The 18,337-nt window shown below is 62.2% G+C and carries 17 protein-coding genes and 1 tRNA gene; 10 read left to right on the forward strand and 8 right to left on the reverse strand.

The window, feature by feature from the left end; genetic code table 11:
- Positions 1–213: 213 nt before the first annotated feature.
- On the forward strand, positions 214–1,011 hold the full coding sequence (locus ROG8370_RS08545; RefSeq protein WP_085826666.1) for a nucleoside deaminase: 798 nt from the start codon (positions 214–216) through the stop codon (positions 1,009–1,011).
- A gap of 48 nt (positions 1,012–1,059) precedes the next feature.
- Here the strand turns inward: ROG8370_RS08545 and ROG8370_RS08550 are convergent, their stop codons facing one another.
- Entirely contained in the window at positions 1,060–1,647 is a 588-nt protein-coding gene (locus ROG8370_RS08550) for a TetR/AcrR family transcriptional regulator (protein WP_085826667.1), read from the reverse strand.
- Between the two features lie 110 nt (positions 1,648–1,757).
- Between ROG8370_RS08550 and ROG8370_RS08555 the strand changes: the two genes are divergently transcribed.
- The 5 genes from ROG8370_RS08555 to ROG8370_RS08575 all read left to right on the forward strand — a co-directional run bounded on the left by ROG8370_RS08555 (position 1,758) and on the right by ROG8370_RS08575 (position 6,524).
- A complete protein-coding gene (locus tag ROG8370_RS08555; protein ID WP_085826668.1) occupies positions 1,758–2,045 on the forward strand; it encodes a hypothetical protein in 288 nt (95 codons plus the stop codon).
- Between the two features lie 99 nt (positions 2,046–2,144).
- Positions 2,145–3,431, forward strand: a complete 1,287-nt coding sequence (locus tag ROG8370_RS08560) for a homoserine dehydrogenase (RefSeq protein WP_085826669.1) — start codon at positions 2,145–2,147, stop codon at positions 3,429–3,431.
- Positions 3,432–3,512: 81 nt separating this feature from the next.
- The gene (gene glpX / locus ROG8370_RS08565; protein WP_085826670.1) at positions 3,513–4,478 is read left to right on the forward strand and encodes a class II fructose-bisphosphatase; all 966 of its coding nucleotides are present in this window, start codon (positions 3,513–3,515) and stop codon (positions 4,476–4,478) included.
- A 90-nt stretch (positions 4,479–4,568) separates the two neighbouring features.
- Positions 4,569–6,326 carry a single-stranded-DNA-specific exonuclease RecJ gene (gene recJ, locus ROG8370_RS08570; protein ID WP_085826671.1) on the forward strand — a complete coding sequence of 586 codons (1,758 nt, stop codon included), beginning with the start codon at positions 4,569–4,571 and terminating at the stop codon, positions 6,324–6,326.
- A gap of 123 nt (positions 6,327–6,449) precedes the next feature.
- Positions 6,450–6,524, forward strand: a tRNA-Glu gene (locus ROG8370_RS08575).
- A gap of 160 nt (positions 6,525–6,684) precedes the next feature.
- On the opposite strand, the gene ROG8370_RS08580 is transcribed toward ROG8370_RS08575, so the two are convergent.
- From ROG8370_RS08580 to betI, 5 genes are all read right to left on the reverse strand, one after another.
- A complete protein-coding gene (locus tag ROG8370_RS08580; protein ID WP_085826672.1) occupies positions 6,685–6,921 on the reverse strand; it encodes an HP1242/YdcH family protein in 237 nt (78 codons plus the stop codon).
- 140 nt (positions 6,922–7,061) lie between these two features.
- The gene (locus ROG8370_RS08585; protein ID WP_085826673.1) at positions 7,062–7,736 is read right to left on the reverse strand and encodes a thermonuclease family protein; all 675 of its coding nucleotides are present in this window, start codon (positions 7,734–7,736) and stop codon (positions 7,062–7,064) included.
- A gap of 63 nt (positions 7,737–7,799) precedes the next feature.
- On the reverse strand, positions 7,800–9,458 hold the full coding sequence (betA, locus tag ROG8370_RS08590; protein WP_085826674.1) for a choline dehydrogenase: 1,659 nt from the start codon (positions 9,456–9,458) through the stop codon (positions 7,800–7,802).
- A gap of 170 nt (positions 9,459–9,628) precedes the next feature.
- A complete protein-coding gene (betC, locus tag ROG8370_RS08595) occupies positions 9,629–11,137 on the reverse strand; it encodes a choline-sulfatase (RefSeq protein ID WP_085826675.1) in 1,509 nt (502 codons plus the stop codon).
- Positions 11,134–11,721 carry a transcriptional regulator BetI gene (gene betI / locus ROG8370_RS08600; protein ID WP_085826676.1) on the reverse strand — a complete coding sequence of 196 codons (588 nt, stop codon included), beginning with the start codon at positions 11,719–11,721 and terminating at the stop codon, positions 11,134–11,136. Before betI ends, betC begins: the two co-directional genes overlap by 4 nt.
- Positions 11,722–11,979: 258 nt before the next feature.
- On the opposite strand from betI, the gene ROG8370_RS08605 reads away from it, so the two are divergent.
- The 4 genes from ROG8370_RS08605 (at position 11,980) to choV (ending at position 16,552) form a co-directional block, all read left to right on the forward strand.
- A complete protein-coding gene (locus ROG8370_RS08605; RefSeq protein WP_085826677.1) occupies positions 11,980–13,554 on the forward strand; it encodes an ABC transporter substrate-binding protein in 1,575 nt (524 codons plus the stop codon).
- A gap of 121 nt (positions 13,555–13,675) precedes the next feature.
- Positions 13,676–14,602, forward strand: coding sequence for a choline ABC transporter substrate-binding protein (gene choX / locus ROG8370_RS08610; RefSeq protein WP_085826678.1), 927 nt, complete (start codon positions 13,676–13,678; stop codon positions 14,600–14,602).
- Positions 14,603–14,675: 73 nt separating this feature from the next.
- Positions 14,676–15,512 carry a choline ABC transporter permease subunit gene (gene choW, locus ROG8370_RS08615; RefSeq protein ID WP_085826679.1) on the forward strand — a complete coding sequence of 279 codons (837 nt, stop codon included), beginning with the start codon at positions 14,676–14,678 and terminating at the stop codon, positions 15,510–15,512.
- On the forward strand, positions 15,509–16,552 hold the full coding sequence (gene choV / locus ROG8370_RS08620) for a choline ABC transporter ATP-binding protein (RefSeq protein ID WP_085826680.1): 1,044 nt from the start codon (positions 15,509–15,511) through the stop codon (positions 16,550–16,552). The genes choW and choV overlap by 4 nt, the downstream gene beginning before the upstream one ends.
- Before the next feature lie 75 nt (positions 16,553–16,627).
- Here the strand turns inward: choV and ROG8370_RS08625 are convergent, their stop codons facing one another.
- Together ROG8370_RS08625 and ROG8370_RS08630 are read right to left on the reverse strand one after the other, a co-directional pair.
- Entirely contained in the window at positions 16,628–17,551 is a 924-nt protein-coding gene (locus tag ROG8370_RS08625; RefSeq protein ID WP_085826681.1) for a DMT family transporter, read from the reverse strand.
- Positions 17,552–17,655: 104 nt separating this feature from the next.
- Positions 17,656–18,249 carry a LysE/ArgO family amino acid transporter gene (locus tag ROG8370_RS08630; protein WP_085826682.1) on the reverse strand — a complete coding sequence of 198 codons (594 nt, stop codon included), beginning with the start codon at positions 18,247–18,249 and terminating at the stop codon, positions 17,656–17,658.
- Between the last annotated feature and the right edge of the window lie 88 nt (positions 18,250–18,337).

The following is an 18,337-nucleotide window of genomic DNA, read 5'->3' on the forward strand; positions in this document are numbered from 1 at the left end:
ATTCTGGAATAGCTTCAGGCTGATATCCCGGACCATAACAAAATGAGGCCCTTGCTTGCCTATAGCTCACTGAATCAGCGGGCACGAAAGGTATTGAAGGCGTATTGGGTTCATTCCCTGAATGAGTTCGTGATTACAAACATCGTGCACCGCAGAGATTAACTCGGACTATGGAAGCCGTTTTTCGCCCGTGCGCAGAGTTTTGCTCTGGACATGCCGTACCTCAAGGCCGCTCTCCAAGAACTTATCGTCAACGAAAACTATTCCTTCGGCGGCCAGAAAGAAGCCTATCTGAAAGCGTTGGAACAGGCCTACGAAACCCACCGGGGGAAACCAATCCAAATCCCAAGAAATCTCACCGACCAACATAAGGTCGTATCCATCCAGGACGATTTCGAAACCACGGCAACCCTGAGCGCCCAGATCATCAGGGATCTCAAGGCGCGGTTGAAAAAGTCCGACATCTCGGAAGAGCTTCGCCCCTTGATCAAAAGGACAGGGGCGCTTTTGACAAGCGACAACAGTGCGGCGTTTCAAAATCAGGCCCTGTGGGCCTGCCTTGCGCTCGAGGCCGCGGCAAACGGCGATTTTGGTGTGGGCGCCGTCCTGGTTGACCGCGAAAATCGCATCGTGGCCATGGCTAAGAATACCGTGTTTACAAGGCAGAACACCAGCTGCCACGCAGAGATGAACATTATCTCGGGGCTTCAGATCGACGGCAAGGCATTGTCCGAAAATGGCGACGGCCTGAAGGACTTGACCCTTATTTCATCTCTGGAACCCTGCCCGATGTGCCTGTCGCGTATCTCCATGACCCCGATTCAAAAGACACTCTATCTCAGCCCCGATCCGGAGGGCGGAATGGTCACCCATAAGGACCACATGCCGAAGGTGTGGAAGAGGTTTCTGAGCGATAAGTCATTCGAGAAATCACACTATGAAGCGTTGGAAAAATTGGCGAAGGACATCTTTGACTACACCGAGGCGCAGAACGAAATGCTGGGCGCCTGAGACCGCGAGATCCGCGCGACGCAAATATTAAACCCGCTGTTTCCGACGTCAGGCCGCCACGGATTTGCGCACCATGTCGCAATAAATCTCTTCGACCTCGGGCAAGCTCAGCCGCCCCTTTTCGCGAAACCAGGTATTGACCCCGGTCAGCATCGCGATCAGCGCCATGCTGGTGATCCGCGCATCGCGCACCGCAAAGCTGCCCTCGGCCACGCCGCATTGCAGGATGTCCTGAAGCTGGGTTTCATAGGTTTTGCGCAGATCTTCGATCACCGCGAAATTTTCCGGGCTGAGATTGCGCAATTCCATATAGGAAATGAACACCGCCTCGGGGCGACGCGCGTGAAAGCGGATGTGAAACCGGGTGAACGCCTCAAGCGCCGCCATCGGATCGTCTTGCTGCGGCTCGGCCGCGCGCGCGGCGAGCAGCTCATCCATATGCGCCTTCATCAACTCATAGAGCAGCGTCTGCTTGTCAGGGGTGTAGTTGTAGAGCGCCCCCGCTTGCACCCCAACCGCCCCGGCGATCTGGCGCATCGACACCGCCGCATAGCCGTGGCGCGCGAAAAGCGAAAGCGCCGCCTCGCGAACGCGGGGGCCGGTGATATCGGAATGAGAGCCTTGGGTGCGTGCCATGCCTATGATTTATCTGAACATGCGTTCAGATCAAAGCCCTTGCTTGCTCTGTGCCCCAAAAGAATGGCAATAGGGGGCGAACCTGCCCTTTGCGAAAGGACACCCACGGCATGCGCCTTTGCCCCGCCCCCCTTCTGGCCGCCCTCGCCGCAAGCCTGATCGCGGGCTGTGATCCGGTTCCGACGCTTGAGGCAAGCAAGGGCGCGCGCGACGCGCCCTATCCCGACTTTATCCCGGCCGAAGACATCCTGGCCCAGGTTACGCCGGACGCGGTAACGCCAGCAACCTCGACCGATCTTGCCGATCGCACGGCCCGCCTGCGCGCACGTGCGGCGCGCCTCAAGGGAAGCGTGGTCGATGCCGAAACGCAGGAGCGGCTGAAAAGCGGTGTCAATTGATCCCAACCGGCCAATAATCCGGTCAAGCCGCGTTGCAAGGCCCCCGCGAACCCGTTACATCGCGCATCCAAACCCTTTCAGTGACAATCGGAGAGCCCCATGAACACACCCCTGCGCCTTGGCATCGCCGGATTGGGCACTGTCGGCACCGGTGTCGTCAAGATCATCCGCCAAAAGGCAAACCTTCTGGCCACCCGCGCAGGCCGCCCGGTGGTGATCACCGCCGTTTCCGCCCGCACCCGCGACAAGGATCGCGGCGTGTCGCTGGCCGACTACGCCTGGGAAGACGATCCCGTTGCCCTTGCCAAACGCGATGACGTCGATGTGTTCATCGAGCTGATGGGCGGAAGCGACGGCCCCGCCAAGGCCGCGACCGAGGCCGCAATCGCGAGCGGCAAGGACGTGGTCACCGCCAACAAGGCGATGCTGGCGCACCACGGTCAGGCGCTTGCGCTTGCCGCCGAAGAGGCCGGTCGCGTGATCCGCTTCGAGGCCGCTGTTGCGGGTGGCATTCCGGTGATCAAGGCGCTGAGCGAAGGGCTTGCCGGCAATGACATCACCCGCGTCATGGGCGTGATGAACGGCACCTGCAACTATATCCTGACGCGCATGCTCTCGGCGGGCCTGCCCTATCAGACGGTGTTTGAAGAGGCCGACAAGCTTGGCTATCTCGAGGCCGACCCGACGCTTGACGTGGGCGGGATTGATGCCGGTCACAAACTCTCGTTGCTCTCGGCGATTGCCTTTGGGGTGCAGGTGGATTTTGGCGCCGTTGTGCTTGAGGGCATCGAAAAGGTCACCATCGAAGACATCCGCCACGCCGCCGACATGGGCTACCGCATAAAGCTTCTGGGTGTTGCCCAGATGACCGGCCGCGGCCTTGAACAGCGCATGTCGCCCTGCCTTGTCCCGGCCCAGAGCCCGCTTGGTCAACTTGAAGGCGGCACCAACATGGTGGTGCTTGAGGGCGATAATGTCGAACAGATCGTGTTGCGCGGCCCCGGTGCCGGCATGGGCCCCACCGCAAGCGCGGTGATGGGCGATGTGATGGATATCGCGCGCGGGTTTCGCCTGGCAACCTTCGGTCAGCCCGCCGCAGGCCTTGCCAAGGCCCAGGCCGCAAGCACCGCAACGCCCGCGCGCTATTACCTGCGGATGTCGCTTGACGACAAACCCGGCGCGCTTGCCAAGGTCGCGACCCTTCTGGGCGAGGCCGGAATTTCGATTGACCGGATGCGCCAGCACGACCACGACGAGACCAGCGCCGCAGTTCTGATCGTGACCCATAAAACCACCCGCAGCGCGCTTGATACCGCGCTTTCGGGCATCAACAAGCTTGATGTTCTGCAAACCGAGCCGGTCGCGCTCAGAATAGAAACCGTCTGATCGCCCCCGGGCCCGCCCTTGCCGGGTGCGGGACAGGGCGCTAAACCTTTTGGACTCCCGTTTTACAAGGACCAGAATATTATGACCTCTGACACTGCTTTCAATGACCGGTTGCTGTCTCTCGGGCTTGCCCGCGTCTCCGAGGCGGCCGCTTTGGCCTGCGCCGATCTGATTGGGCGCGGCGATGAAAAGGCCGCCGATCAGGCCGCCGTCAACGCCATGCGCGAACAGCTCAACATGCTGGCCATCAAGGGCGTGGTGGTGATTGGCGAAGGCGAGCGGGACGAGGCGCCGATGCTTTACATCGGCGAAGAGGTCGGCACCGGCGAGGGCCCCGGCGTGGATATCGCGCTTGATCCGCTTGAAGGCACAACGCTGACCGCCAAGGCGATGCCGAACGCGCTGACCGTGATTGCCATGGCGCCGCGTGGCACCCTGCTGCATGCGCCTGATACCTATATGGAAAAGCTGGCGATCGGGCCGGGTTACCCCACCGATGTGGTGTCGCTTGCGATGTCACCGCGCGAGCGAGTCGAGGCCCTTGCCAAGGCGCGCGATTGCCGCCCGTCCGAGATCACCGTTTGCGTGCTGGAACGCCCGCGTCATCAGGAGATGATCACCGAGCTGCGCGAAACCGGTGCGGCCGTGGTTCTTATCCCCGACGGGGATGTGGCCGGCGTGATCCATTGCGCCGAGGCCGAACGCACCGGCATCGACATGTATATGGGCACCGGCGGCGCGCCCGAAGGCGTGCTTGCCGCCAGCGCCCTCAAGTGCATGGGCGGCCAGATGTGGGGCCGCCTCGTGTTCCGCAACAGCGACGAACAGGCCCGCGCCACCAAAGCCGGCATCACCGATTTCAACCGCATCTATGCGCGTGACGAAATGGTGACCAGCGACGTGATCTTTGCCGCAACCGGCGTGACCGACGGGTCGATCACCGCCGGGGTCAAGCGTCGCCCCGGCTATGTGGAGACCGAAACCGTGCTCATGCGCTCGCGGACCGGATCGCTGCGCCGGATGATCTATCGCAGCCCGCGTGGCTGATCGCAGGCCCATATCGGGGGCGCTGCCCCCGTCGCCCCTTGGGCGACTCCCCCGGGATATTTCCAGCAAGAAGAAACAGGCGCGCGCGATATGACGGGTTTTCTTGGCGTTGAAACCTCGATCACAGGGCGGCAATGGTGCGGCCCCGGCATCGAGCGGGACCGGCAGGCCGAAGCGATGGCGCAGGCCACCTCCTTGCCCCGCCCGCTCTGTCAGACGCTGGCGCGGCTTGGAGTGGCCTCCGACGAGGCCGAGGCCTATCTGACACCTGCGCTACGCGATCTGTTGCCCGACCCACGCAGCCTGCGCGATATGCAAGCGGCTGCGGAGCGGTTTTTGCTGGCCGTGGCCAAGCGTCAGAAAATTGCGGTGTTTGCGGATTACGATGTCGATGGCGGCACCTCGGCCGCCTTGATCATCGACTGGTTGCGTCAGATGGAGCAGCCCGCACCGACGCTCTATATCCCGGATCGTATCGACGAAGGCTATGGGCCTAACGAGCCGGCAATGGCCGATCTCGCCGCTGCGCATGACCTGATCATCTGCGTTGACTGCGGCACCCTCAGCCATGCCCCCGTGGCCGCCGCCAAAGGCGCCGATGTGGTGATTCTTGACCACCATCTTGGCGGTGAAACCCTGCCTGATGCCTTGGCGGTGGTGAACCCGAACCGGCAGGATGAAACTGGCGATCTGGCGCATCTTTGTGCTGCTGGCGTGGTGTTTTTGATGCTGGTCGAGGCCGGGCGCCAGTTGCGCGAGGCAGGGCAAAGCGGTCCGGACCTTATGGGCTTTCTCGACCTGGTCGCCCTGGGCACCGTGGCCGATGTGGCCCCGCTGATCGGTGTCAACCGCGCCTTCGTGCGCCAAGGTCTTCGGATCATGGCGCGGCGCGAACGTGTCGGCCTTGTGGCCCTGGCCGATGTGGCGCGCATGGATGCCACGCCAAACGCCTATCACCTTGGGTTTCTGCTTGGGCCGAGGGTGAATGCGGGCGGGCGGATCGGGCGCGCCGATCTTGGGGCGCGGCTTTTGGCCTGTGACAGCCCGGCCGAGGCCCGCGCCATGGCCGAACGCCTTGATCAACTCAACACCGAACGTCGCGCCGTCGAATCAGAGGTCCGCGCCGCCGCGATGGAACAGGCCGAAACACGCGGCTTTGACGCGCCTCTTGTCTGGGCCGCCGGCGAGGGCTGGCATCCCGGTGTGGTTGGCATCGTGGCCAGCCGCCTGAAAGAGACCGCCAACCGGCCCGCCATCGTGATCGGGCTTGACGGCGATGAGGGCAAAGGCTCGGGGCGTTCGGTCGCGGGGATTGATCTTGGCGCCGCCATTCAGCGGCTCGCCGCCGAGGGGTTGCTGATCAAAGGCGGAGGCCACAAGATGGCCGCCGGCCTGAGCGTCGCGCGCGACAAGCTTGAACCGGCGATGGCACGCCTTTCTGAGCTGCTCGGCAAGCAGGGCGCGGGCACCTACGGGCCCGCTGACCTAAGGCTTGACGGGGTGCTTATGCCCGGCGCCGCGACGATCGATCTGATCACGCAAATCGAGGCCGCCGGCCCCTTTGGCGCAGGCGCGCCGGGGCCACGCTATGTCTTTCCCGACTGTCAGATCACCTTTGCCAAACAGGTCGGCGACAGCCACCTGAAACTGCGCTTCGGCGATGGTCTTGGCGCCAACCTTGATGCCATTGCCTTTGGCGCATTTGACGGCCCTCTCGGCCCCGCCCTGATGGCCCATGGCGGTGCGAGCTTTCATCTTGCCGGGCGGCTTGAGATCAACACCTGGAATGGACGACAGTCGGTGCAAATGCGCCTCGAAGACGCCGCGCCCGCCGCTCTTGGCCCCTGAACTCCGCCCGCGCGTGCCCGGCATTACAAGCGAGACGGTTTTTCTTTCAACCAAGCGAAGTTTTTACAAAATCCCTCTTGCGCAGCCCGCCCGTTTTGCCTAGTACCGCGACACGCCAACGCTGGCCCGTTCGTCTATCGGTTAGGACGCCAGGTTTTCAACCTGGAAAGAGGGGTTCGATTCCCCTACGGGCTGCCACTTCCAATTGACATCGCTGAAGATTAAGCTGGCACATTGCGCTTCGCCATGGCTTGTGGCTGTTAAGTGACCCGGCTTCTTGCTTACGGCACAAAAAAGCCCGCGCACTGCCATCGGCACGCACGCGGGCTCAAAAACAAGGCTCCCCTTTCAGGCAGCCTTATGATGTCAAAATCTGGTAAATCTTATCCTTCAATGCCGCCCGTTTCTTGCGCATTTCAACCTCGGCGAGTTCTTCCACCGGCTCCACCAGCGTTTCCGCCCGGTGCACAGCGCGATTCACCTGATGATACTCATCCGCCAATTTGCCAAAATGCGCATCTCCTTTCTTCATCTCGCTGATTTTACTTGCGAATTCCGGGAACTCTTCGTGAAGCTCATGGGGGGTGTGGGACATTGCGTAGCTCTCCTCTTTGTGTGCTTGCCCTAAATCTAGGAGCCAACAAAGACCTGTACTTTGATACGGATCAAAAAGCGCAGTCTGTCTTTCATCTTTCCATAAATACTCGAATCCAACACTTGCCGTGTGTCACGGATCTAACGCTTGGCGCGCCGCCATCCAGCGGTGCGCGCCCCCGCCTCGGTGCAGAACCAGCGCTCGCCATTCGAAAGACGGATTGACGTGCGGTCATAATGTTCCTGACCCGGCATATGATAGATTCGCCGCCCCTTGCTGTTGATATTGCCCTTGATCATACAGGCCGGATCGGGGGCCGGGTTCTGCGCCACGCGATCGGCGCGCACCGCGCGTCGATAGTCTTCGGGGCGTTCCATGACATACGCATGCAACCCGCGCCCGGCCACAACCGCGCCCTTTTCTTCAAGATCATAGGCCATGGAATATTTGCGATAGGCCAGCGCAAGGCCCTCCTGCACAAGCGTGCGGCCTAGATCCTTGCCGCGCAGGCTACAGCGCGCAACCGAGCGCCCATAAAGATCCTGGACCACCTCTTCGCAGCGTACCTTTTGCCCCTCAAAGCGGGCGCGCACCTCGGCGCTCACCCATGTACCACAATCCCATGCGACCCCGCTTGGGTTGGTGCAACTCTGGTCGATCTCGGGCGCATCGACGCCGTAAAGGCGCACACGCGTGTGGCCGACATCAAAGGTATCGCCGTCAATCACGACAAGCGGACCGTCGAAAACTTGCGCGCGCACCGGCCCGGCCAAACCGAGCGCCCCCAGAACCAACAGTGAACAAACTCTTAACATGCCCGCTTATCATCGGGCACCGAATAAAGATCAACCCATGCAGCGCAGGCTCGGTTAACGTGCTCAGCGCTGCTGCACTTGCCAGCTCGGATGCATCCAGGGCTCTGCGTTTTCCGGCGACAGGGGCGTGCGGCCAAGCACATGGTCGGCGATCTTCTCCCCCACCATGATCGAGGGCGCATTGAGATTGCCGTTGGTGATGCGCGGGAAAATGCTGCTGTCGGCAACGCGCAGACGCTCGACCCCGATCACCCGGCCCTGCGGATCAACCACCGCCTGTCTGTCGTCGGCGCGCCCCATCCGGCAGGTGCCGCAGGGGTGATAGGCGCTTTCGGCATGCGCACGGATGAAGTCGTCAAGATCGGCCTCGCTGGTCACATCTGCGCCGGGCTGAATTTCATGGCTGACAAAGGGCTTGAAGGCGTCCTGCGCGAAAATCTCGCGCGTCAGGCGGATGCATTTGCGAAAATCGACCCAATCGCTTTCCTGGCTCATGTAATTGAAGCGGATCACCGGCGCATCCGAGGGCTCATTGCTGCGCAGGCTGACCGCCCCGCGCGAGGCGCTGCGCATCGGGCCGACATGGGCCTGAAACCCGTGCCCCTCGGCCGCGGCTTTGCCGTCATAGCGCACGGCAATCGGCAGGAAATGAAACTGGATATCGGGATAATTGACGCCTGCATCGGACCGGATGAAGCCACCGCTCTCAAACTGATTGCTCGCGCCCAGACCCTTGCGCCCCAGAAGCCAGCGTGCGCCGACAAATCCCTTGCCGAGAAGGTTCCAGTATTTGAACAGGCTGACCGGCTGGCTGGCGGCCATCTGAATGTAGAGCTCAAGGTGATCCTGAAGGTTTTGCCCAACACCGGGGCGGTCCGCCTGAACGGCAATGCCATGCTCGCCAAGATGCGCGCCCGGACCAATACCGGACAGCATCAAGAGCTTGGGCGAATTGATCGACGAGGCTGCAAGGATAACTTCGGCCCTTGCGCGCACAACCTCTCGCCGCCCCTTGCGGAGCGTCTCGACCCCGACTGCGCGGCCCTCTTCAATCACCACGCGGGTCACAAGGGCGCGGATCAGATCGCAATTGTCGCGCTTCAGGGCCGGGCGCAGATAGGCGTTGGCCGCCGACCAGCGTTGCCCCTGCCAGACAGTCATGTCGAACGGGCCGACGCCCTCTTGCTGCTCGCCATTATAATCGCCGGTGCGCTGATAGCCGGCCTGCGCGCCGGCCTCGACAAAGGCGCGGGTGAGCGGATTGTCACGCGGCCCGCGGCTGACGTGCAGCGGCCCGTCCGTGCCCCGCCATGCCGGATCGCCGCCATGCCCGCCGTCATGCCAGCTTTCCATGCGCTTGAAATAGGGCAGCACATCGGCATAGCCCCAGCCGCCCGCGCCCTGATCGCGCCAGTGGTCATAGTCACAGGCATGCCCGCGCACATAAACCATGCCGTTGATGCTCGACGATCCACCAATCACCTTACCGCGCGGACAGGCGAGGCGGCGGTTGCCGAGATGCGGCTCGGGTTCGCTCTGATAGCCCCAGTCATAGCGCGCCATGTTCATCGGATAGCTCAGCGCGCCGGGCATCTGGATGAAGGGCCCGGCATCTGTGCCGCCATGCTCGATGACCAGCACCGAATGCCCGGCCTCTGACAGACGGTAGGCCATGGCGCAACCTGCGCTTCCGGCACCGACGATGACATAATCTGCTTCCATCTCAGAGCGTCCCTTCTGTGCCACACGCCGCCCTGGCGCGACGGGGTGGGTGGGTGGGCGTCGTGCCAGGGCGGCGGGCCGTCAAGAGCGGGCGGGCAGTGGTTTCAATCGGATAGGTCATTGCACCTGTCTTCGGTTGGAGTTTGAGTATTTTCGGAACAGTGAAAGCATCACTCTCCTCGGGGAAACCGCTTGTTTTCCTCAAGAACGTTAAGATCCATGTGATTGCGCATGTAACGCTCGCTGGCCTTTTGCAGGGGCTGATAATCCCAAGGGTAATAGCCGCCCTTGCGCAGGGCCTCGTAGACCACCCAGCGCCGTGCCTGACTTTCGCGCACCGCCGCGTCAAACGCCTCCAGATCCCACCGCGCTTCGGCCTTGGCCTGAAGCTGGGCCAAGGTACCGGCATGGGCCGCGTCCCCGGCCAGATTGCAAAGCTCATGCGGGTCGGCTTCAAGATCAAACAGCTGATCGGGATCAAGCGCGCAGCGGTTGTACTTCCACTTGCCATACCGCAGCGAGACCATGGGCGCATAAGACGCCTCGGCAGCATATTCCATCGCCACCGGCTCGCTGCGCGAGGCCCCCTGCCCAAGGGGGACGAGCGATTGCCCTTCGGTCCAGGGCATGACCTCGGCCATGCTGACATTCGCCAGATCGCAGAGCGTCGGGCAGACATCAACATTGCTCACCGGATCGGTGACCAGCCCCGGCGCCATGCCCGGCGCTGAAATCATCATCGGCACACGCGCCGAGCCCTCGTAAAAGCTCATCTTGAACCAAAGCCCGCGCTCGCCGAGCATGTCACCGTGATCGCTGACAAACAGGATCACCGCCTCTTGCCGGGTCGTCTCCAGCGCTTCGAGCACCTCGCCGATCTTGTCGTCGAGATAGCTGATATTAGCGAAATAGGCGCGCCGTGACCGGCAGATGTCCTCCTCGGAAATGTCAAACGAGCGCCAGTCGTTGGCATCAAAGATGCGTTTGGCATGGGCGTCGTGATCCTCGTACGCCATCGCCGGGACCTCGGGCAAAAGATGCTCGCAATCCTCGTAGAGATCCCAGTATTTCTTGCGCGCCACATAGGGGTCATGCGGATGGGTGAAGCTCACCGTCAGGCACCAGGGCCGCTCATCCTGCCCGCGCGCCAGATCATAGACCTTGGCCCGCGCGTTAAACGCGACCTCGTCGTCATATTCCATCTGGTTGGAAATCTCGGCGACGCCGGCGCCGGTGACCGAGCCCATGTTGTGATACCACCAATCAATCCGCTCGCCCGGCTTGCGATAATCCGGGGTCCAGCCGAAATCGGCGGGATAGATATCGGTGGTCAGGCGCTCTTCAAACCCGTGCATCTGATCGGGGCCGACGAAATGCATCTTGCCCGAAAGGCAGGTCTGATAGCCCGCACGCCGCAGGTGATGGGCGTAGGTCGGGATATCGGCGGCAAACTCGGCGGCATTATCATAGACCCGGCTGCGCGACGGCAGAAGCCCTGACATGAAGCTGGCCCGTCCCGGCGCGCAAAGCGGCGAGGCCGTATAGGCATTGGCAAACCGCGTAGAGCGCGCCGCCAGAGCCTTGAGGTTGGGCGCATGAAGCCAATCCGCCGGGCCGTCCGGAAACAGCGTGCCATTCAGCTGATCGACCATGATAATCAGGATGTTGGGGGCGGTCATTGGCTCTCCTTTGAGGGCAGACTTGTGTCGAGATAATGCAGCAGAACGTCCACCGCGACGTCCGGTTGCATCGGCCCTTCGCGCAGGGCCTGGCGGATATAAAGGCCGTCGATCATCGCCGCCAGGCCGCGCGTCAGAGTGCGCGATTGTGCGGGATCAAGGCGGCGAAACGCGTCATGCAGGTTCGAGCGCAAGCGCCGCTGATAGATATGAAGCAGGCGCAATGCTTCGTCCGAGCGCTGCGCCTGAACATAAAAATTCAGCCAGGCCGACACCATCTCGGGACGGAATTGCGCGGGCGTAAAGCTGGCGCGGATGATCGCCTCGACCCGGTCACGCGGGCTTTTGGCCATGATCAGCGCGCCGCGCACCTCGGCTCCGTAAAGCGTCAGGATATGGCGCATGGCGGCGGCGAAGATCTGTTCCTTGGACCCGAAGTAATGATGCGCCAGAGCGCTCGACATGCCCGCCCGGCGCGCGATCTGTGCCACGGTCACATCCAGTGAGCCCCGCGCGCCAATCTCGGAAATCGTCGCCTCGACCAGCGCGGTGCGCCGGATCGGCTCCATCCCGATTTTGGGCATTGTCATCCTCCGTTAAAATGTTGCCATACTGGCCTAATCGTGTTTAATTGACCCGTCAATCAATAAAAGACAATCGACGGATCACAGCAGGGAAAGCCAGAATAGCGTTGTAATTCACAGCGGCGTCATATTAGCCTTGCTATGGAGACACGGCAGTCGTGCAATTTGCGCACTGCGTTACCAGGACACCCCCCACCCTGCCGCGTGACGGGCAACAGGGCCGGGCAATAAAAGAAAAACCAAAGGGAGAGACCATAAATGACACTTATCAACAACGGACGGCTTAACCGACGCGGATTTCTCGCGACCACAGCCGCCACGGCAATTGCCGCCTCGCTGCCGATGGGCGGTGCGATGGCCGCGCCGAATCGCGGCGGGCATCTGCGTGCCGCTATCGGTCACGGCCAGACCACCGATACGCTGAACCCCGGCACCTATTCCAACAGCTTCACCACATCGCTGTCCTTTGCCATTCACGGTCGCCTCACCGAGGTTGCCCAGGACGGTTCGCTTATTCCCGAGGTTGCCGAAAGCTGGGAAGCATCGGATGATGCGTCGGAATGGCGGTTCAAAATCCGCAAGGGCGTGACCTTCCACTCAGGCAAGCCACTGACTGTCGAAGACGTGGTCAACTCGATCAACTTCCACCGCGGCGAAGGATCAACATCGGCCGCCGGACCGATCGTGGCGCCAATCAGCGGGATCGCCTGCGTGACTGGCTGCACCGCCGAAGGTGATGACACCGTTGTCTTTTCTCTCGATGGCGGCAATGCCGACTTCCCTTTCATTCTGAGCGACTATCACCTGGTCATCTGCAAGGCCGCTGGTGACAGCATCGACTGGCAATCCGGCGATGGCGTCGGCAGCTATATCCTGAAAGATTTCCAGCCCGGCGTTTCCTATTCGCTGGAGCGCAACCCCAACCACTGGCGCAGCGATGTTGCCTGGTTCGACAGCGCCGAGGTGATCGCCATCGTTGACCAGAACGCCCGCACCACCGCGCTTGTGTCGGGTGACGTGGACATGGCCGACCGGCTTGACCTAAAGACCGTCGGCCTTCTGGCGCGACGCCCCGACATTCAGATCAACTCGGTTTCGGGCACCCAGCACTATACCTTCGCCATGGATACCCGCGCCGAGCCCTACAGCAACGTGCATGTGCGCCATGCCCTGAAATACGGCATCAACCGCCAGGAATTGGTCGACAAGATCCTGTTCGGCTATGGCGCCGTGGGCAATGACCATCCGATCGGTCCGGGCCAGCGGTTCTTCAACAAGGACCTCGAACAGACCACCTACGATCCCGACAAGGCAAAATACCACCTCAAGCTTGCCGGTCTTGAGAGCGTCGATGTTTCGCTCTCGGCGGCGGACGCGGCCTTTGTCGGCGCGGTCGATGCGGCAGTTCTTTACCAGAACTCGGCCGCTGCGGGCGGGATCAACCTCAAGCCGGTGCGCGAACCCAATGACGGTTACTGGTCCGACGTCTGGATGAAAAAGCCGTTTGCTGCTGTCTATTGGTCGGGCCGTTCGGTCGAAGATCAGATGTTCTCGACCGCCTATCAGTGCGGCGCGTCCTGGAACGACAGCTTCTGGTGCAATGACCGCTTCGACGAACTCCTGGTCAAGGCCCGCTCGGAACTCGACGATGCCAAGCGCCGCGAGATGTATTACGAGATGCAGGCGCTGTGCAGCAGCGACGGCGGCGTGATCGTGCCGATGTTCGCGAACTATGTCTTCGGCAACTCGACCAAAGTCGCCCACACCGAGCAGATGGGCTCGAACTGGGATGTGGACGGCATGCGCTTTATCGAACGCTGGTGGTTCGCCTAAGCCTCGCCACCTCGTGGACCAACAAGGGGGGCTCGGCGCAGAATATGCTCCGGGCCCCTCGCCCAAAGGCGGGTCGGCAAGCGGCCGCTTTACGACACACCGAACATGAAAGACTGCCAAAATGACCCTTAGAACAACGCTTTCAGCCATGGCCCTCGCCGTGGCCACCGGCCCCGCCCTTGCCAATTGCGACGAGGTGGTTTTCGCCGATGTCGGCTGGACCGATATCACCGCCACCACCGCCGCCACCACCGAGGTGCTGCGCGCGCTTGGCTATGCGGCCGACATCAAGGTTCTGTCGGTGCCGGTCACCTATACCTCGATGGCCAAGGGCGATATTGACGTGTTCCTTGGCAACTGGATGCCCACCATGGAGGGCGACATCGCGCCTTATCGCGAGGCGGGCACCGTCGACACCGTGCGTGCCAATCTGGAAGGCGCGAAATACACGCTGGCCACCAATGCCGTCGGCGCGGCCCTCGGCATCACCAGCTTTGAGAGCATCGCCGCTCAGGCCGAGGCACTGGATTCAACCATCTACGGGATCGAGCCGGGCAATGATGGCAACCGCCTGATCATGGATATGATCGCCGCCGACGCCTTTGGCCTGAAAGACTTTGACGTCAAGGAAAGCTCTGAGCAGGGCATGCTCGCGCAGGTCAGCCGCGCCGATCGCCGTGAAGAACCGATTGTCTTTCTCGGCTGGGAACCGCACCCGATGAATGCCAATCACGACATGACCTATCTGACCGGTGGCGACGACTGGTTCGGCCCCGATCTTGGCGGCGCGACGGTCTATACCAACACCCGCGCGGGCTATGTCGATGAATGCCCGAACGTGGGCAAGCTGCTCGGGAACCTCTCGTTCACTCTCGCGATGGAGAACGAGATCATGGGCGCGATCCTTGACGACGGGGAAAAGCCCGAAAAGGCCGCGACCGCATGGCTTGCCGCCCATCCCGATGTGCTTGGCCCCTGGCTTGACGGCGTGACCACCCGCGAGGGCGGCGATGCAATGGAAGCGGTCAAAGCGGCGCTTGGTCTCTGATCGCTGACCCTGCCCCGGCCCAATGCGACCGGGGCAGCCCCTTTCCCCACCGCAAGAATAAAGGTGCACGCGCATGGACTGGCTGAGCGATCACAAAATCCCCGTCGGCGATGCAGCGGAGAGCTTTTTCCTCTGGCTTCAGGACAATGCCGCGTGGTTCTTTGACATGCTTTCGGCCCTGATGGAGGGGCTGATCGACGGCTTTCTCTGGCTGCTTCAGGCACCGCACCCGCTTGTGATCATGGCGATTTTCGTCGGTCTCACCTGGGTGCTGCAACGCAACTGGAAGACCTGCGCCTTCGTGTTCCTCGGCTTCCTCTTCATCCACAATCAGGACTATTGGGAAGAAACCACCGAGAGCCTCACTCTGGTGCTGTCGTCCTGCATCTTCTGCATGGCCATCGGCGTGCCCATCGGCATCGCCGCCGCGCACCGCCCACGGCTTTATGACTGGCTGCGCCCGGTGCTTGACCTGATGCAAACCCTGCCGCCCTTTGTCTACCTGATCCCGGCCATCGTGTTTTTCGGCATCGGCATGGTGCCGGGCCTGATCGCCACGGTGATCTTCGTGGTCCCCGCGCCGATCCGCCTCACCCATCTTGGCATTTCCTCCACACCCAAACCCCTGCTCGAGGCCGCACAGGCCTTTGGCGCCACCGCCCGCCAGACCCTTGTCAAGGTCGAGCTGCCCTATGCCCTGCCCCAGATCATGGCCGGTCTGAACCAGACCATCATGCTGTCGCTCTCGATGGTGGTGATCGGCGCGCTTGTCGGCGCCGACGGGCTTGGCGTGCCGGTCCTGCGCGCGATCAACACGGTCAATATCTCGCTTGGCTTTGAATCCGGGCTGATGATCGTGGTCGTCGCCATCGTGCTTGACCGCATGCTTCGGATGGGAGAGCGCAAATGACCCGCCCTTCCGATGCCCAGCCCATCGTCGATTTCCAGAACGTTTCGATCGTCTTTGGCGACACCCCGAAAACCGCCCTGCCGCTGATGGATCAGGGCCTGTCGCGCAGCGAAATTCAGGCCCAGACCGGCCAGGTGCTCGGCGTGCATGACTGTAGCCTCTCGGTCGCGCCCGGCGAAATCCTTGTTCTCATGGGGCTATCCGGGTCTGGCAAATCCACGCTTCTGCGCGCGGTGAACGGCCTTAACCCGGTGGTGCGCGGCAAGGTCGAGATCTTTGACGGCCAACAGATGGTCGATGTGACTGGCGCCGATGCCGCCACCCTGCGCCGCCTGCGCCAGCATCACGTCGCGATGGTGTTTCAGCAATTCGGCCTGCTGCCCTGGCGCTCGGTGCGCGAGAATGTCGGCCTCGGGCTTGAACTCGCCGATGTCCCCAAGCCCGAACGCGACGCGCGCGTTCAGGAACAGCTCGACCTCGTCAACCTCTCGGAGTGGGCCGACCGCAAGGTGGCCGAGCTTTCGGGCGGCATGCAACAACGCGTCGGCCTTGCCCGCGCCTTTGCCACCGACGCGCCGATCCTGCTGATGGACGAACCCTTCTCGGCGCTCGACCCGCTGATCCGAAGCCACCTTCAGGACGAGCTGATCGACCTGCAAAAAACCCTCGGGCGCACCATCATCTTCGTCAGCCACGACCTCGACGAGGCCTTCAAACTCGGCGACCGCATCGCCATCATGGAAGGCGGGCGGATCGTGCAATGCGGCACCCCGCAGGATATCTTCACCAATCCCTCGACCGATTACGTGGCCGAATTCGTCGCCCATATGAACCCTCTCGGCGTGCTTTGCGCCCGCGACGTGATGGAACCCGCCAGCGGCACGCCCGCGCATTGCGTCGCCCCCGACGCCACCATCCAACAGGTGATGGAAAAGGCCCAGGGCCACGACAACCCCGTCGGCGTCAGCGATCAGGGCCGGGTCATCGGCCAGATCACCCGCAACCGGATTCTCGCCAAGCTGCTCGATCCGCGCGCCTGATCTCGCTTTCACTGTTCCGGAAATACTCCGGGGGAGTCGCGCCCCGCGCGACGGGGGCAGCGCCCCCTGCCCGGCTCAGACCTTGGTCGCCGAGACCGGCGGCGTGATCGCGCGCCGCTTGAGCACCGCTTCGCGCCAGCTGATGAAACTGATCGCCGCCACGATCACCGTGCCGCCCAGCAGAACGAACACATCCACACCTTCGCCAAAGACCAGCGCCCCAAGCGCCACCGCCCAGACCAGTTGCAGGAAGGTCACCGGCTGCGTCACCGCCAGCGGGGCCGCCCCGAACGCCAGCGTCATGGTGTAATGCCCCGCCGTCGCAAGACAGGCCACGCCAAACAGGATCGTCAACTCGCCCAAGGTCGGCGTCACCCAGACCGCCGCCGCAAGCGGCGCCAGCCCGATCGTCACCGTGATCGACAGCATCGCCACCACGATTCCCGCGCTACAGCGCCCCGACAACACCTTGGCCGTGAGGTAAGAGGCGCCGAAAAACACCGCCGTGAACAGCATCGCGAAATGCCCAGGCCCGACCTCGCGAAATCCCGGACGCAGGATGATCAGCGCCCCGATCAAGGCCGCCACCACCGCCAGCACCCGGCGCAGGGCAAGCGTTTCACCAAGAAAAAGCGCCGCCCCGAGGGTGACGTAAATCGGCGAGAGGTAATTCATCGCCGTCACATCCGCGATCGGTATCCGCGCCATGGCAAAGAACCAGAGCGACACACCAATCGTATGCACCGCCCCGCGCGCGCCAAACATAAGCCAGATCCGCCGCTCAAGCCGCAACCGCATCAGCGGGCGCAACATCGGCAGCAGGAACACAAGCCCCATGGCATAGCGCAGAAACGCCGCCTGCGGCGCCGGCACCCGCGTGCCAAGCACCTTCACAAGCGCGGTGACCCCGACAAAAAGGATACCGGTCAGAACCATCCAGAAGATGCCCAACATCGGATTTGTGGCCACCTTGGGCGAAAGGGTTGGTTCTGCGCGCATTGCGCCATTAACTCATGCAAAACACCCGCTGTCGAGCTTTGCGCGCCCTATATGCATGCACAGGGTGCAACCCTGCGTCCCGACAGGTGCATGGCCGACTGCCCTCAGCCAAGCACCAACCGAGCCGCAATTGCCCACATCACCGCCCCGATGCCTGCAACAAGCACCCGCCAGCTTACCTCGCGGCGAAACAGCGGCGCCAAGAGCCGCGCACCGTAGCCAAGACAAAAGAAAAACACAAAACTTGCCGTGACCGCGCCGATGCCGAACCCGAGCCGGTCGTCATATTGTGACGAAACCGAGCCGACAAGAACCACCGTATCAAGGTAGACATGCGGGTTTAGCCAGGTCAGCGCCAGACAGGTCAGCATCGCGCGCCGCAGACTGCCCGTGCCCGTGCCCGCCTCAAACACCGCGCCGCCGCGCCAGGCGGCAAGAAAGTTGCGCGCGCCGTACCAGATCAGAAACGCCGCCCCGCCAAAGCGCATGACCTGTTCAAGCCCCGGCACCGCCGCCGACAGCGCGCCGAACCCGGCAACCCCGAACGCGATAAGCACGGCATCCGACAGCGCACAGATCAAGACCACGGCCAGCACATGCTCACGCCGCAATCCTTGGCGCAAGACAAAGGCATTCTGCGCCCCGATCGCCAGAATAAGGCTTAGCCCAAGGGCAAATCCCGCGATTTCTGCCTGCATGTTTCCCTCTCCCCGGTTCTCTGGCTCACTACTGCTCGCTTGCCTAAAGCGGCGCAGCACATTACCCAAACGCATAATTAACATGCTG

Origin of the sequence: Roseovarius gaetbuli (assembly GCF_900172365.1) — a bacterium.
Classification (GTDB): Bacteria; Pseudomonadota; Alphaproteobacteria; order Rhodobacterales; family Rhodobacteraceae; genus Roseovarius; species Roseovarius gaetbuli.

Coding starts and splice junctions, on each gene's coding strand:
- ROG8370_RS08545 (WP_085826666.1), top strand. CDS start 214: ATGCCGTACCTCAAGGCCGCTCTCCAAGAACTTATCGTCAACGAAAAC.
- ROG8370_RS08625 (WP_085826681.1), bottom strand. CDS start 17,551: ATGCGCGCAGAACCAACCCTTTCGCCCAAGGTGGCCACAAATCCGATG.
- ROG8370_RS08560 (WP_085826669.1), top strand. CDS start 2,145: ATGAACACACCCCTGCGCCTTGGCATCGCCGGATTGGGCACTGTCGGC.
- recJ (WP_085826671.1), top strand. CDS start 4,569: ATGACGGGTTTTCTTGGCGTTGAAACCTCGATCACAGGGCGGCAATGG.
- choW (WP_085826679.1), top strand. CDS start 14,676: ATGGACTGGCTGAGCGATCACAAAATCCCCGTCGGCGATGCAGCGGAG.
- ROG8370_RS08585 (WP_085826673.1), bottom strand. CDS start 7,736: ATGTTAAGAGTTTGTTCACTGTTGGTTCTGGGGGCGCTCGGTTTGGCC.
- ROG8370_RS08550 (WP_085826667.1), bottom strand. CDS start 1,647: ATGGCACGCACCCAAGGCTCTCATTCCGATATCACCGGCCCCCGCGTT.
- ROG8370_RS08630 (WP_085826682.1), bottom strand. CDS start 18,249: ATGCAGGCAGAAATCGCGGGATTTGCCCTTGGGCTAAGCCTTATTCTG.
- glpX (WP_085826670.1), top strand. CDS start 3,513: ATGACCTCTGACACTGCTTTCAATGACCGGTTGCTGTCTCTCGGGCTT.
- choV (WP_085826680.1), top strand. CDS start 15,509: ATGACCCGCCCTTCCGATGCCCAGCCCATCGTCGATTTCCAGAACGTT.
- betC (WP_085826675.1), bottom strand. CDS start 11,137: ATGACCGCCCCCAACATCCTGATTATCATGGTCGATCAGCTGAATGGC.
- choX (WP_085826678.1), top strand. CDS start 13,676: ATGACCCTTAGAACAACGCTTTCAGCCATGGCCCTCGCCGTGGCCACC.
- ROG8370_RS08605 (WP_085826677.1), top strand. CDS start 11,980: ATGACACTTATCAACAACGGACGGCTTAACCGACGCGGATTTCTCGCG.
- ROG8370_RS08580 (WP_085826672.1), bottom strand. CDS start 6,921: ATGTCCCACACCCCCCATGAGCTTCACGAAGAGTTCCCGGAATTCGCA.
- betA (WP_085826674.1), bottom strand. CDS start 9,458: ATGGAAGCAGATTATGTCATCGTCGGTGCCGGAAGCGCAGGTTGCGCC.
- ROG8370_RS08555 (WP_085826668.1), top strand. CDS start 1,758: ATGCGCCTTTGCCCCGCCCCCCTTCTGGCCGCCCTCGCCGCAAGCCTG.
- betI (WP_085826676.1), bottom strand. CDS start 11,721: ATGCCCAAAATCGGGATGGAGCCGATCCGGCGCACCGCGCTGGTCGAG.